Below are 13,907 nucleotides of genomic sequence, written 5' to 3' on the forward strand. Positions count from 1 at the left end.
TTAATCCTCCTTGTTTATGTGATATTCGTGGTAAACATCAATGATAAATGCTTTAACTGTATCTTCTGTTACTTCATTACCTAGACCAACATACCAAGATTTACTAAACTCAAACCATTTACCATTCTGATCTAATATGTATCTTCTAAATTGATTACCATATTGTTTATGAAATCCACGTAAATAAGAATGTCCGCCTGTAGAATGTTTAATTTCTTGGTGTTCAATCTTACTAATGAAATCAGTAGATAAATATTCACTGACATATTCACTAAACTGCTTAATAAAATCATGATATTTCACTTTATAGATAGCGTCATATTGATATTGTTGCATTGGTCACACTCCTTTCATAAAAAATAAAAAAAAGTGCCGAAAATGGCACTTCCCTAATAATCTGTATTAAAATCGACAACTTCTACCTTATATTTTGGATACTTTTGTCCTACCATTTGTGTCATAATCTCAAAACTTTTTCTTTCATTAGGTAATAGTGAATCACTGCTATTTACAAAAGATGTTTCAGTATCAAGTACATTTCCATCTTTATCAAAGTATGTAACCTTAACTTCTACAAAACTATAAGCAAATTCACTGTTATTTTTAACTGCTCCTGTAACATAAATATAATCACCGTCAATTGTGCCTTTATGCTCCACCACTTCTATACTTGGTGTATTATCTGTAGATTCTGAATTAGTTGTAGTAATATTTTCTTTCTCATTTGAAACATTTCTTGGATTGTAATCTCCGTTTTCATCATACGAAACTTCCATTGAATAATTAACTTCCTCATTTAAATCCACATTAGATATTTGATAATAAGTTCTATTCCCATCCTTCTCACCACTTATTACAAATGTATTAAATGAACAAATATTTTTCTTGCCACAATCGAAGTCTCCACCTGCTACACTATTATTCGAACTCTCGTCTCTTACAGTTTCGATTATAGTTTGCATGATATTCAATTTTTCAATATCGTCTAAGTTTTCGAAATCTGCTGTTGGATTACTAGAAACAAAATAATCTGCAAATCTAAAACCTTCTGTCTTATTAACTGATTCTTCATCACGAAAGAAAACTACATCATTAATATATTCATTAATTTCTTCATTCTGTAAGATTGCTTCCTCATATTTTGGGAAATCATCTTCAATAAATCTGTTATTATAGAAATAAAAACTTACAATAATAACACTTAATGAAATGACATAAGCAATGATAAACTTTACAGACAATAATTTCTTCAAAATTAATCCCCCTTATGTAGTATAGTTAAATTTTACCACGCCAGGACATTATAAAGAACAATTATGTTTCTTAATAAGAAAATACACCCAAATTAATGAGTGTTTTTAAAAGATTAATCTTTGAATCAATTTTTTTGTAAAGTTTCTTTGAACTCTTTTAATTTAATTAACGTATCTTTTGCTTTAGAAATATCTCTATCAAAATGCAAAGGTAAAAAGTGATCTTCTGGAAAATTTAACGAATGAGTTAAATCATTAATTGCATTGTCTAAAACTTTAAGATTATAACATTTCTCATTGCAAAATTTATGATGACCAAATTTATAATGATTTGCATATACCAGTTCTAATGAATCATTAGGTACAATTTCATTAGGAATAATTAATTTGAATATTTTTTCTTGTTCACTATTTTCTATATTCGTTTCGGTATTACAATTTAAACATTTATATTTTTTATCTACAATCAATTCGCACACCTCCCATATACCTACTTAATTCGACACAAGGGAATGATTTCCTTCTACGTGTATTTAATATGTTTATCCTCATCATCTAAAATAGAAAGAACTTCTCTTAATTTCTTTATTGCATCCTCTTTTGTATATAAATGGTCTTGCTCAAGATTAATTATTACACCAATAACATTTAATTTTAGTTCAATGATTTTTTCTTTCTGCATTAAATTCATAAAGCACCTCCACACATAATTATTAGCGAGAGGGAAAAGAGAAATACTTCTCGTGTGAAAAATTTAGTATGCTGCGGACTCATTTTTCTGATTAGGGGTATCTATATTCAGTCATTCGTATATCTTATATGTATATAAGTGTATATAGTATACGAATCTAGTTTACATAATAGCACCTATCGGAAGTTAAGTTTTCCAAGAACCCTTATGTATCAACGCTTTAGCAACTTCTATTTATTATAAGATATACAGTATTTTATACAACCTTGATATATCAACGTTTTTAACTCTTCCTACTCTTTAAAAACTGTATAAAATTTTGGTTTTATCATCTCTAAAATATGCATGGAATCTGAATAAAAACACTGTAAAGTTAATATACTTGACAGAATATTTTTTTCTACCCAACTAGCCTATTTTTTTTGACTGGCTCGCTGACCGTTTCATAACAAGAGCGAAAGTTTCAATATATCACTTTACCCTCTCACCCTTGTCATATCAACAATTCCATTTAATCAATCTTATTCTATTTAAATCTCTAATACCTCTACTTTATCCTCTATCTGACTACCCTCTTCATTTATCCTTTGTAACTCCATTTGCACATCACTTGTATATGGACTATGTGATAGTAGGCTTTCTAAACTCAATCCACCTAACAGACGTAATTCTTTGATGTTCTCAATAATCTCCTTATCATTTGAAGGCATAGCATATTGAAATACAATATCTAAACTCTCATAATCATCTTCACTGAACGTTATACCTTTATACGCTAACAATGTTCTAATCTTATCAAATCTTTGTTCTAACCCATCACGCATAAACTGTTCATTCATTCCTGCTTTAATATTAGCCAATGAGAACAATAACTTTATACTAACCTCACTTAGATTAGATATATCTGTCTTGTTCATACTGACAGCAGGTGTCTGTGATATGTCTAGTAATGATTGTACTAGAGTCTTATAGATAGTATTAAATGATTGATAGTCCAATTGATTACTTACCATCTTGAAATCGCTGCCATCATCTAATTGGATACCCTGACCTACAACATTAGCCGATATACCTTCACCTTTTAATTGTTGACCAATAGCAACTGGAATAGGATTATGATGTTTATAGAAAGAATCTGTATATTTACTAATTAAATCTTCCATTGAATCTAATAGACTAATCCAATCCTCTAATTCACTTCTACCTTCTGTGGCACTCAATTCATTTTGATTATGATATACAATTGGTAATCCACTAATATTAGGATTCTGACCTACTAAGCGTAATTTACCACCTAGATTGTTATAACTATATACAATTTCATCTGTAAACACAGTATAATAACTAACTGCGTCTTGGACATATGCTTCAATGAACGCAATTAAGTTATTCTCATTATCGTATATTGGATAACTTGCAGAAGGATCAATTAACTTACTTTTAATAACTCCTTTATCCATATAGATATATTCAGCACAGATTCCATATTTGTTTATCTTATCGAGAATAGAGATATTTAAACGGTCATATTTACCTTTCTTATTTACCTTTTGATACTCTCTCACAACATTCTCTTTACCTGTCAATGTAATAGGATTCTGTAATAAATATGCTGTTTGAAAGTTTAATAACGTTTTAGCATATTGCAGTATAATCTTTCTCGGTTTAAACTCTTTTCCATTGTACAATTCACTAGGTCTATTTAATATCGCATGAAAACCGTTTAAATATTCTTTTAAGTCATTTATTTTAGTAACCCTTTGTTGCTGGCTAACCATTCCTATTTCATCTAAGAACCACTCTGAACGATTCTCATGATACTGTTTCAAATAGGTTTCTAATTTATCCTGTAGTTCACTTTTCACTGTATTTCCCCCTTATAATAAAAATAAGGTTAGGACTTAAATGCACCTAACCTGCTATATCCACGTACCATTTACCAACTTTAATTCCTTGAACTGCTAATGCAGATGAAATAACTAAGTCATCATGATTCTTTTCACCTTTTTTGTTACCCATCTTGCCATCTGACTCTTGGAATATCTGCATTTGTTGAAGCGTTTCTTTACACTCTATATTTATTAATCCTCGTTCAAATTGCTCTTTGAAATCACTAATTAGTACACTCTTACTTGCTACTGTTGTCATGAAACCTAATTGCATTTTCTTTTTACCTTTTTGGTCGAACATCTTCTGCTTATATAGATTCATGTAATTGTAATCTCTTCTTAAACGCTCTAATAATGGAGAACCGTAACTATTTCTTTCCACACAAAGAAAAGCGTAATTGTACAATCTACCAATCTCATTTACTATTTCTGCAAATAAATAAACAGGTACCTTGTTATTGTAGAAACTAAGCACCTGTTGTCCATCTGAATCAAATAATGAAATTGTAGAATCATCACCGCCACCACCAGCAGACGTATCAACACCACCGTAATACTTCATACCACGTTTAGGTAAATGATAGATATATAAACCACGATTCACATATTTGTGAAGTATAACATCTAGTTCAGGCTGCACTGTAGCCTTTTCCATTGGTGGAAGTAGATAATTAATCCTTTCTAGTACCTTAGATTGATCAAATACACTTAACCCTGTACTAATGAAACTTTCCATTGGATTTGAAGGATACTCTTGTTGAAAATCCTGTAAATCCATATCAAGTAATTTATATCTTCTCCACATTAGGAAACGTAAATTAGCACCACTTTTATGTAACATCTTCTCTTCTGGCTCTAATTCTGCTACAGATAACCGTTTACCTTTATTATCTTCCTTGTACCATTTCTCGGCTTCGTCATGGTCATTTTTGAATTGCTTTTTATACAAGTCATGATAGAAAGGAATGAACATAGCCTTGTACTTTGAATTACCTTTCCATGCAGACATGAACAATTCATAATACTTATTTCCGATACCATTAGAAGTAGTTTCAATGGTTAATTGACTAATATCACCTTTCATAAGCGACTGTTCAGCAGATAACAATTGCATATCTTGTTTACTGTAAAAAGCAAACTCCGATAAATGGATATAACTGTATGTACTACCACGACCAATAGATTTGTTACCTGCAACAATACAACTAATCCTAGAACCGTTATTAAAGAATATTTCATCTCTATTTTCCCTTCTTACTTTAGGGAATAAATCAGGATATTTGTCTCTAGGCAACCATTCTTGCATAGTTTTCAACTTCTCAAATAATGCCTTTGATGAATCTAATTTATAGGAAACAATAATAATATTTTCATTTTCGTTTTTTAATGCTCTCCACAATGCTTTAGCCAGGGTATAAGTAGATATCCCTCCTTGACGGGCCTTAGAAACAATTACAAAGCGATTCTTATTCATAAGGTTATTTAACTCTAACTGTGCAGTATTTAGTTCTAATTTAACCTTCTCGTTGTTGTTATCAATAATATAAACAAAGTTTTTTGCAAACAGTGTAAAGTCATCCATTATCATTTTCAGTTTTTGTTGCTTGGTCATCTTTGTTGTCATATTCTCACCCCCAACATAAAAAGAGAAGTTTCCAATGAACCTCTCAAATTTCTAAATCATCATCTTCTTCAATTATTTCTTCATCTACACTAAATGCTTTTTCGGCTGCCTTTGCATAATTAGATATATCCTTTTGTAATTGGAGAAATAATTTTACACTTTGTGTTTCTCCTGTCTTGGCTAATTCAGATACCTTCTTATAGATTTCATCTAAATCATTAGCAATACAACTGTCTAAGTAAATTGCTAGTAGTTGCTTATACTCGGCTGTACGTTCCCATTTAATAAACTCGTTCATAGTCTTATTGCCAATCATATTTAAAAATTCTTCCGCTGTCTTTTGTGGAAGAGTTTGATCATAACGAATATCATGTTTCCATTTGAAATACTCTGCTTTCTTCCAACCCCTAAGTTGCTTCAACGCTTCATAGATGCTCATTAATTTTCACCTTCCTTACGCATTTCCTTTAAAACACCTTTTGCTTCTTCAAGAAATAAACTCATATACTGTGTATGATTAAGCAATTCATCTATATCTAATTGTATAGTTTCAACATTTTCTCTAACATCCTTAAGCATAACCTTCATATCATTAAGTTCTCTTATTTCTTCTTTCAACAAATGAATAACTTTTCTTTTAGATTGACGTTTAAATAATTTCATTATAAATTCCTCCTGGATTGTTTTAAGAATAAAAAAAAAGGACTAGATTAGACCTAGCCCACATACCAAATTTATGTATTTTTAAAAAACCCCACATTTTGCGCTATATGAAATATAGATAGTTAATATTTATACTTAGTTTATAATAGTTAACGTTAAATATAATATATAATAATAGAGTATAATAACTAACATTCCATTCACATTATCACTCTATGTTATATGTATCGCATAAAAGGGGTTTTTTTAAAAATTAGAAATTTAAAGGTAAATTATCATTAACATTTTCCTCAATTACCACTGATTCTAATTTTTTCTTCTCATAATCCTCTAAAGTCATTGATCTCATTTTCATGATAGGCACTACTTCATCTGAAAAAGCAACGTATTCATTAGTAATATAAGTGTTTGCTTTTCTTTCTTCTTTACTTAAACCTGCAACATAATATTCTTGATTATAAATACAATTTATCATTCTGAATTTCTTTAGTACGTCAATATATTTATCTAGTGTTCTAGGTTTAATTCCTGTTTCGTATGCTAAATTTGGCAACGGTACATCATAACCTTCACCATACTTATCATTCATTTTCTTCAAGTAACAATATAAATAAAACCCTGTACACCCTAACTCCTTATTACTCATACAGAATAAGAACACTTGAAAGTCAATCATATGAGTATTACTAATATCGTAAAATATCCCGTCTAAATCACCACATTCAAATGATTCTTTATCTCTATGAAAATGTTTAACTGGATATTTGATCTTAGTATTTCTACCTCTACGTTTAACCTCATCTAATCTCACTATTTCATCTAAATCACTTAGTAAACAGAATTCTATATCCAAATTAATCCCCTCTTTAAACTCCCAAGTCAATGGATAGTCTTTAGTAGTGAGAGTGTAGTTAATTTGATCAAGAATTCCATCTTTCTTAATGATATAATCAATTTTTTCATAGTTTGGTTTATAACCTAGAATTTCTTTAATCATTTTTACATTAACATATATTTGTCCATATTTAGCGTATCTATAAAACCAAGTAATTAAGTAAATGTAAGAATAAGAAAATGCTAAATGTGAAGTCGATTTAAATTGTATCTTCTTCAAATCGTCAAATATTTCATTAGGCATATATAAGTCGGTTTCGAATCCTTTAAAATCATTGTATCCTGATAGTTTTTTTACATCTTCGTATTTCATGGTAAAACCTCCGATTAAATTTAAGATTGTTTTTTTGGATATGATTAGTTGTTTAGTTGTTTGTACTCTGCAAGTGCCTTTTGTAAATCGTCATTAATGTAATAAAGTGAGAACATTTTCTGTGATTTCGGCTCAATTGCTACACATATAAAATTGATTCCTTTAGTTTTTAGAAAGTCGCTTACTCGTTTGTTATAAACAAAGAAAAAATCTGATTTATTCATGTGATTACCTCCTGGAATTTTAAAAGGAGTGCCATTAAGACACCCCACAGAGTTATGTATTACGCTGGATAACTTGTATAAACTACTTTATCCCGATTAATTACAGACAAAGAAAAAACATGACCATTAAGATCATGTTTAGACATTCCTGTATAAAATTTTGTATTAATTGGTTTAGCTAGTTCAAAATAATTTACGAAAGTGATTTCCAAACTAAAATCTAACATCGGGAAATGTTCTTTTAAATAATCTAAATCTAAACCAGTTCCTAAACCAGTTCCTTTAGTAAATATACTTCCTTTTAATTTTTTATCCTTTTGAAAATGTTCTAATTCCTTTTGTGTACTATTGTCAAATATATCTTGAAACATTTCTAATTCCAATACTCGTTGCCATCTGTAAAAGTAGTCATATCCTTCATAGTGTTTATGTAAATAAGCACCTAAAAAGTAACTATCAATGGAAACAAGTATCTTTTTTTGTTCATCCGTTAATTCTTTATGGTTAGGTAATAATAATTTATCAAATGCTTCATAGAGTGATAAAACAGTTAATGCGGTAGACCCACCATATTTACGGAAATAAGTTGTTGATTGAATTGAACCGCCACCATATACACCTTTTGCAAAATTATTCAAATTAGCCGACATTGGATTTACAGTATCTCCCTTTGTCATTCTTGTAACGTGATTGCAAAAAGTTTTAATCTCTTTATCTTCAATCGCTAAATCTGCACCGATTAATTTTGTTTTATCAAATCTTTCTGACTTTGTAGAATATAAAGTTTTGAAGTCATAAAATAAACCTACCTGACACCCGAATAAATGTTTTAATACAGCTACTGTAAATAAACTATCCAAGTCATTTGTAAGGATTAATTTATAATCCTCATTAATATCATTTGTCCAACTTTGAAATTTTTCTTTCAATACTTGCTTCATAACTTTGTGAAAGAGAAAACTCTCCCACTACCTTTTATATACACTGACAACATTATTTGTCGTCATTAACCATCTACCCCACAAAATTAAAGGGTAGACTCTCCTTTTATTCAGTGACCATAATTGTTTGAAGTATATTCCTCATTTTCTTCAAACGGTCATAAAATAAAAGGAGTGGTCATGACGAATTTCTAAATTCTTTCACTTTTTCACCTCAACTTCCGATTGTATTTTAGAATTATTTTTTATCTATGTATTCTCTATATCTCTTTATTTTGCTGTCACTCATACCACAATCACCAGTCTCATAGCGACTGATCAATGATTGGCTACAGCCTATATTTTTTGCTAATTCCTTCATTGAAATTTTCTTTTGTCTACGTTTTAAAAAATACTCATCCTTTTTAATCATTCCTTTTTCTCCTAAATAAAAAGAGCCTACAAGCATATGCAAGTAGACCCTTCTTGATTATGTATTAATTATTCTGTAACAGTCACAACTGCTACTGCTTTCTTAGAACCAACTTTAAGAGTAGATTCAGCAATTACATGACCTTTAACTGAATCACCTGTTTTAGCAAGTGCTTCAAAGTGTGGCTCACGAAGGTAAACTAAATCAACATAAGCGTCATTAAACACAACAATCTTATCTGCTGGAACATGTTTAGATAGAACAAAGTTCACTTTACCGTAATTAGTATTGATTGATTCAACTAATAGACCAAATGATGTAGTTACGTGATTGTAACCATATTTGTCTTTGTAGATGTTATCAACTTGTTCCTTTAAATCTGCATTAAGGAAAGCATATACTGTACCTTCTGCTAAATCTTGATTCCAAAGTTTACGCATTACCTCTTTAACTTTTTCCTCTGTAACAACACCAGTAACACTTACAGCATTAGAAGCGTCTGCCATTTCAATAAGACCTGATAATTGACGTTTGAATGGAGTTACAGAACCATCTGCCTTTAATCCATTGATAAACTTTTTCTCCATGTTAATTTTCAATTCAAGTAAACGGTCATTAACTTCTTCTGCTAATTGGTTACGTTTCATAGCAATTGCTGTTCCACTTAATGAAGCACCTTTTTTAAAGATTTCAAGAATGTTAGATAATTCTGCTCTAGCAGACTCGAAAAATTCTGTAGTATCTTCACCTTCAAGTGCTGATAAATCATCAGTTTGATCCAATGTTTTTTCTCTCCATGTATAAACTGTGCTAAGTGCTTTCTCAATGTTACCTTTTGCCATAAGCATAGAAGTAAATGGAGTTGCTTGCACACCGATAATAGCAATTTCTTGTGATAATGAAATTTGTTCAGTTTTAGTAAAGTTTTCAGATGTAAACATAATATAAATTCTCCTCTAGTGTTGGTCACTACCCAATATTTTTAATATAAAAAAGCACCATATACAATGTATAAAGTGCTTACTTAAATAGGTTTGCTAATTTTGTACCAATCATGCCTTTAGTATTCTTTTCTTGTTCAAACTTATCATATGGATTTGTTTGCTTATGGTCTGTTGGAACATAAGAATTTTCCACTTTGTATTCTTGTAAAACTGCTTGAAACTTTTCAATTTTTTCTACAAGTTGTTCAGTAGACTCAACAACAAAGAACTCTTCAAATTTACCAAGACCTGCTGCCTTAACTTCAAGAGATACTTCTTTATCAAATAACTCTTTCTGTTTAGTTAGCATTGCTTTTTCATCTTCTGACAAATCTTTTGGTTTGAACTGTAAAAGTTCATCCCTTTCTGAAACAATCGGACTTAATTCTAGCTCAATCCATTCTTGTTTCATTTGATCAACTTGCTCCTGGGTAAAACTGATTTCTTCTGCCATTCTTCTAACCTCCTAGATTATTTTTTGACCCTTTTTTTACAGGTAAAGGAATTTTCTATACCCAACCCTATTAAGGAAAGTAATTACTTAACCTCTTCTTTTAAATTTGTAATTTGCATTTCCAACCTTTCAAGCGATTGGACAATTTTTTCTTGTGCTTCATTTTGTTTATTAATTTGTGCAGTTAATCTTTGTTCACGTTCTCTACTATCTTTTTGTTGATTAACTAAAAGCCAAATAAACAAACAAGCAAATATTCCATTCGATACTAATTGATCTATTGGAACAGTAGTAATATCCACTGTAAACACCTCCTAAAAATTAATTGTAAAAAATATGAGTGAAAAAAATGAAGGTATAAAATCGGGGAATAAACAAAAAGAGAGCCACTATAATAAGTGACTCTGATGAAAGGAGAGGTTGTAAAAATGAAAGAATGTATATTGGAGGATTCTTTCGTGAAGGTAATAACCTTCATTCGTGGTCAATCAGATTATTAGCAATTGGCAACCAATGAAAATTACTAGTGTTATCCATACTGATATATAAACTAAATAACGGTCTTAATTTTCTATATTCTCTTTCTTCCATATACATTTTTAGACTCGATGTGCTAAAAAGTCAATGGTATCAAGGGTTTCAGGACTTACCTAAGTGTCCACGTGTTTTATTACGATATTCTTTTTGTTTTTCTGTTCCCTTCCCTTAAAGACGATTAACGTATCTTTAAAAAACATAGAAAAAATGTAGTATTATCAAGGGATAGCGTGTTCTATTTTCCTAACAGGATGAAACTGAGCGTGACATTCTTGGGGACACATTCCCCCTCCTATTATCGAGAATACAAACTTAATAGCACCAAGGGTTGAAGGCTTGTTTGTCTGAACGTTTTTGTTGTTTTCGAGCAATTTTTGGTGGATACTCTGTATTTTTCATCATCCACAGGTATCCACCTATAGTAAAAATACTTCTATTTGATAACAACTAAACAGTTTTATTTCTCATTTTGCGCATATTTTCTTTTACCTTTTCATTTCTAACCTTAATTCTACAATCAGAACAGTATTTAGTTCTATTGCTGTTTTTCACTATCTTAATTCCACAATCAGTACAATTACCAAATAACACTTTATTTCTACCAAACAACTTATCATACTCGCCTGATAAATTATTTACATCAATAACTATTCCATCAGTTAATTCACTATCAGCAAATAATACCTTTATCTTTTCATGCGCTTGATTTTCTTCATAAAACACATCTCCACCTATTAACCTTGCAAAATCGTTTCTAGAATAAATCCATGCTATATAATCAATATTCTTCTTTATGTAGTCCAAGTTAATGCTACTGTAGAACTTATCTAGTTCATCATCACCAAGCATATCTTCTTCATTCACTTTATGTCTACTTACTTTAAATGCTTCTTTCTGCTCAGGTGTCATTTCTTTATAGTAATCAGAAGTTTTTAAATAAGGAGTTTCATAATAATCCTGCTCATATCTCCATATCGCAATTGCACTTTTTCTTGTAGGTCTTAACAAGTGGCTTTCATACTTTATCGCATCGTAAGGTATAAATAACTCACCATATTGACTATCAACCTCCACTAATTTCTCAAGTAACCTTTTCCTTCTTTCAACCCTATTGTTGTAACGATATATTATTTTTTCCTTAAATAACAAAGTAAAATATATATCCTTCAATTTTTTCCCATTTGCATTTATCCCTATCTCATTTGCAATTTGATGCATTGATGCTCTATATGGTTTATTACCATTCGCCTTCCACATACATAGCATGGTGAATGCAATTTTACGTGTTGTATTATCTGACAAAGAATTAATTTGATCTATCTCATTTTGTGTAATCCTAATAGCTCTACAAACTTTCATGTGTTGCTTCTTTGATCCGCTAATAGCACCATCAATCAAACCCTTAAATATTAATTGATTATTGATTGGGAATTTTTTAATCCTTATTAATTCCTCTAATTTTTCTTTTATCAATTTATCATTGTTTATCTTTTCAACATGATAGTAATATTTAGCCATAAGGAATACATCTTTGAACATGTGATTACTAATTGTCTTTCCAATCTTAATTATAAGTTTGGCATACTCGACTTCATCCCAAATGTAATATTTAGATGTTCCAACCCAATTATCACTGTATACTTCACTGATTTTTTCTATAAATTTATAGTTTGGCATATTGATTATCTCCTTTGATTATATTGTAATACATTTTTACGATAAAATTGACTTTTTATTGAGGACTATTTAAATTAATGCATGACTTGCTTTTGTGGTTTCGGCTTGATTGGTTGAGGGAATAGCAACGGCTGGACAAAGTTGTTGCCTACTGTCAAAGATAAAAAAATCAATGACAATAGACAAGCGACTTGATTGTATATCGGTCATAGTATCCGTATGTATCAACCCTATTTGTCGGAGAATTTTCTTCTCAACAAGCCTACTGTCAAAAGTTTGCCCATGACAGGAAGTGTGGTTTGTCTTGCAGGTATATCTACCTCAAACTTTCCAACCGAACCGTTAACGGTCGTTCGCACCATTCAGACACTAGCATGAAAAAGGGAAAATGCTTATTGTATCCTATCCTGTTTTTATGGCTTTGGCACAGTCCTAAACCTGACGATGGATATTTATAGTCGATTTAATCGGCAACCTCGACTGAAACACCCTTCCTATTGCAGATACTTTTTTATAAAATAAACCTAGTCCTACCAATGGATTTAAGAGAACCATTCGGAAAATATTGGTCATTTTTCAGAAAAAAGACAATAGGAAACTAGACCCCTTGTAATCTATTTTTTAAAATTTTATAATAGAGGGGAATAAGGTGTTTCTTATTCAGTTTTTATTCGACAAAATAAAAGCGTGGAGACAAGGTATTGCGAGTACCTTGTCTCTTTTTTTTATTCTTTATAATTCAAACGCTCTTTCGACTTGCACCTCAAAATCATGAACTTTTGGGGTAATTAATTGTTCATTAATGGTAGTGATTTGTAATTTTATCGCCTTTATGCCTAATTCATCTAGTTTTACTTGAGCATGATAAATTGCTTCTTCCATGTTAGAACATTCTACTTCTATAGATATAGGCAAGTTTATAGTGCCAAACACTTCATATTTTTGGTTATTTTTTGTTTTCATTTTAATCTCTCCCTTTAAATTTTCACTCTACAATCTAATCCTGCAAATAATGACCAACCATCAGTAGATATTGTATTTACTGCTTCCTCATAAGTAATGGGATAGTATTCACCATCATTAATAACTTCTATTAAATTTGATTCATTTAGAGTAATTAACTCACCTACAGGCAATTGTAAGAAGGCTTGTCTATCCTCTATTACTAAAGTTCCAAATTGTTTCTGTAAAAGAAAAGCGTCAATCATATAGATAGTTTCTTTTATAGAGTTCATTTTGGCTCCCCCTTTTGATTAATTAAAAATGATTTAATCTGTTCAATCGTCAACCCAATTTTTTTCGCTTCCAAGAACAATTCCAACCATTCACTTTTAGTTGGTTCAGTCATTAAT

The 13,907-nt window shown here is 30.5% G+C and carries 19 protein-coding genes; all 19 read right to left on the minus strand.

Going from position 1 to position 13,907, the window contains the following annotated elements; translation table 11 throughout:
• Positions 1-336: a hypothetical protein gene (locus tag A9C19_RS14755; protein WP_072580640.1), complete on the minus strand. Its 336-nt coding sequence runs from the start codon at positions 334-336 to the stop codon at positions 1-3.
• 53 nt (positions 337-389) lie between these two features.
• On the minus strand, positions 390-1,253 hold the full coding sequence (locus A9C19_RS14760; protein ID WP_072580641.1) for an FxLYD domain-containing protein: 864 nt from the start codon (positions 1,251-1,253) through the stop codon (positions 390-392).
• A 125-nt stretch (positions 1,254-1,378) separates the two neighbouring features.
• Positions 1,379-1,723, minus strand: coding sequence for a hypothetical protein (locus A9C19_RS14765; protein WP_072580642.1), 345 nt, complete (start codon positions 1,721-1,723; stop codon positions 1,379-1,381).
• 53 nt (positions 1,724-1,776) lie between these two features.
• Entirely contained in the window at positions 1,777-1,944 is a 168-nt protein-coding gene (locus A9C19_RS21820) for a hypothetical protein (protein ID WP_158515096.1), read from the minus strand.
• A gap of 530 nt (positions 1,945-2,474) precedes the next feature.
• Complete coding sequence (locus tag A9C19_RS14770) at positions 2,475-3,809, minus strand: phage portal protein (protein WP_072580643.1); 1,335 nt, start codon at positions 3,807-3,809, stop codon at positions 2,475-2,477.
• Between the two features lie 46 nt (positions 3,810-3,855).
• Positions 3,856-5,457 carry a terminase large subunit domain-containing protein gene (locus A9C19_RS14775; RefSeq protein ID WP_072580644.1) on the minus strand — a complete coding sequence of 534 codons (1,602 nt, stop codon included), beginning with the start codon at positions 5,455-5,457 and terminating at the stop codon, positions 3,856-3,858.
• A gap of 43 nt (positions 5,458-5,500) precedes the next feature.
• Positions 5,501-5,896, minus strand: coding sequence for a hypothetical protein (locus A9C19_RS14780; RefSeq protein ID WP_072580645.1), 396 nt, complete (start codon positions 5,894-5,896; stop codon positions 5,501-5,503).
• Positions 5,896-6,120 carry a hypothetical protein gene (locus A9C19_RS14785; RefSeq protein ID WP_072580646.1) on the minus strand — a complete coding sequence of 75 codons (225 nt, stop codon included), beginning with the start codon at positions 6,118-6,120 and terminating at the stop codon, positions 5,896-5,898. The genes A9C19_RS14780 and A9C19_RS14785 overlap by 1 nt, the downstream gene beginning before the upstream one ends.
• Positions 6,121-6,373: 253 nt before the next feature.
• Positions 6,374-7,327 carry a hypothetical protein gene (locus A9C19_RS14790; RefSeq protein ID WP_072580647.1) on the minus strand — a complete coding sequence of 318 codons (954 nt, stop codon included), beginning with the start codon at positions 7,325-7,327 and terminating at the stop codon, positions 6,374-6,376.
• Positions 7,328-7,371: 44 nt separating this feature from the next.
• Complete coding sequence (locus A9C19_RS14795) at positions 7,372-7,551, minus strand: hypothetical protein (protein ID WP_072580648.1); 180 nt, start codon at positions 7,549-7,551, stop codon at positions 7,372-7,374.
• Positions 7,552-7,610: 59 nt separating this feature from the next.
• Positions 7,611-8,480, minus strand: a complete 870-nt coding sequence (locus A9C19_RS14800) for a hypothetical protein (protein WP_145925802.1) — start codon at positions 8,478-8,480, stop codon at positions 7,611-7,613.
• 250 nt (positions 8,481-8,730) lie between these two features.
• Entirely contained in the window at positions 8,731-8,904 is a 174-nt protein-coding gene (locus tag A9C19_RS14805) for a helix-turn-helix domain-containing protein (RefSeq protein ID WP_072580650.1), read from the minus strand.
• Positions 8,905-8,972: 68 nt separating this feature from the next.
• Positions 8,973-9,845, minus strand: a complete 873-nt coding sequence (locus tag A9C19_RS14810) for an SU10 major capsid protein (protein WP_072580651.1) — start codon at positions 9,843-9,845, stop codon at positions 8,973-8,975.
• Positions 9,846-9,924: 79 nt separating this feature from the next.
• Positions 9,925-10,341, minus strand: coding sequence for a hypothetical protein (locus tag A9C19_RS14815; RefSeq protein ID WP_072580652.1), 417 nt, complete (start codon positions 10,339-10,341; stop codon positions 9,925-9,927).
• A gap of 83 nt (positions 10,342-10,424) precedes the next feature.
• A complete protein-coding gene (locus tag A9C19_RS14820) occupies positions 10,425-10,643 on the minus strand; it encodes a BhlA/UviB family holin-like peptide (RefSeq protein WP_072580653.1) in 219 nt (72 codons plus the stop codon).
• Positions 10,644-11,325: 682 nt separating this feature from the next.
• Positions 11,326-12,555 (minus strand): hypothetical protein, encoded by a 1,230-nt coding sequence (locus A9C19_RS14825; RefSeq protein ID WP_072580654.1) that lies wholly within the window; start codon positions 12,553-12,555, stop codon positions 11,326-11,328.
• Positions 12,556-13,287: 732 nt separating this feature from the next.
• Complete coding sequence (locus A9C19_RS14830; RefSeq protein ID WP_072580655.1) at positions 13,288-13,518, minus strand: hypothetical protein; 231 nt, start codon at positions 13,516-13,518, stop codon at positions 13,288-13,290.
• A gap of 14 nt (positions 13,519-13,532) precedes the next feature.
• Complete coding sequence (locus tag A9C19_RS14835) at positions 13,533-13,790, minus strand: hypothetical protein (protein ID WP_072580656.1); 258 nt, start codon at positions 13,788-13,790, stop codon at positions 13,533-13,535.
• Positions 13,787-13,903, minus strand: a complete 117-nt coding sequence (locus A9C19_RS14840) for an anti-repressor SinI family protein (protein ID WP_072580657.1) — start codon at positions 13,901-13,903, stop codon at positions 13,787-13,789. Before A9C19_RS14840 ends, A9C19_RS14835 begins: the two co-directional genes overlap by 4 nt.
• Positions 13,904-13,907: the final 4 nt, after the last annotated feature.

The organism is Bacillus weihaiensis (assembly GCF_001889165.1).
GTDB classification, from domain to species: Bacteria; Bacillota; Bacilli; order Bacillales; family Bacillaceae; genus Metabacillus; species Metabacillus weihaiensis.

Excerpts from the sequence above, each read along its gene's own strand:
- A9C19_RS14815 (WP_072580652.1), bottom strand. The coding sequence starts at position 10,341 with ATGGCAGAAGAAATCAGTTTTACCCAGGAGCAAGTTGATCAAATGAAA.
- A9C19_RS14790 (WP_072580647.1), bottom strand. The coding sequence starts at position 7,327 with ATGAAATACGAAGATGTAAAAAAACTATCAGGATACAATGATTTTAAA.
- A9C19_RS14830 (WP_072580655.1), bottom strand. The coding sequence starts at position 13,518 with ATGAAAACAAAAAATAACCAAAAATATGAAGTGTTTGGCACTATAAAC.
- A9C19_RS14755 (WP_072580640.1), bottom strand. The coding sequence starts at position 336 with ATGCAACAATATCAATATGACGCTATCTATAAAGTGAAATATCATGAT.
- A9C19_RS14805 (WP_072580650.1), bottom strand. The coding sequence starts at position 8,904 with ATGATTAAAAAGGATGAGTATTTTTTAAAACGTAGACAAAAGAAAATT.
- A9C19_RS14825 (WP_072580654.1), bottom strand. The coding sequence starts at position 12,555 with ATGCCAAACTATAAATTTATAGAAAAAATCAGTGAAGTATACAGTGAT.
- A9C19_RS21820 (WP_158515096.1), bottom strand. The coding sequence starts at position 1,944 with ATGAATTTAATGCAGAAAGAAAAAATCATTGAACTAAAATTAAATGTT.
- A9C19_RS14775 (WP_072580644.1), bottom strand. The coding sequence starts at position 5,457 with ATGACAACAAAGATGACCAAGCAACAAAAACTGAAAATGATAATGGAT.
- A9C19_RS14795 (WP_072580648.1), bottom strand. The coding sequence starts at position 7,551 with ATGAATAAATCAGATTTTTTCTTTGTTTATAACAAACGAGTAAGCGAC.
- A9C19_RS14835 (WP_072580656.1), bottom strand. The coding sequence starts at position 13,790 with ATGAACTCTATAAAAGAAACTATCTATATGATTGACGCTTTTCTTTTA.
- A9C19_RS14810 (WP_072580651.1), bottom strand. The coding sequence starts at position 9,845 with ATGTTTACATCTGAAAACTTTACTAAAACTGAACAAATTTCATTATCA.
- A9C19_RS14840 (WP_072580657.1), bottom strand. The coding sequence starts at position 13,903 with ATGACTGAACCAACTAAAAGTGAATGGTTGGAATTGTTCTTGGAAGCG.
- A9C19_RS14785 (WP_072580646.1), bottom strand. The coding sequence starts at position 6,120 with ATGAAATTATTTAAACGTCAATCTAAAAGAAAAGTTATTCATTTGTTG.
- A9C19_RS14780 (WP_072580645.1), bottom strand. The coding sequence starts at position 5,896 with ATGAGCATCTATGAAGCGTTGAAGCAACTTAGGGGTTGGAAGAAAGCA.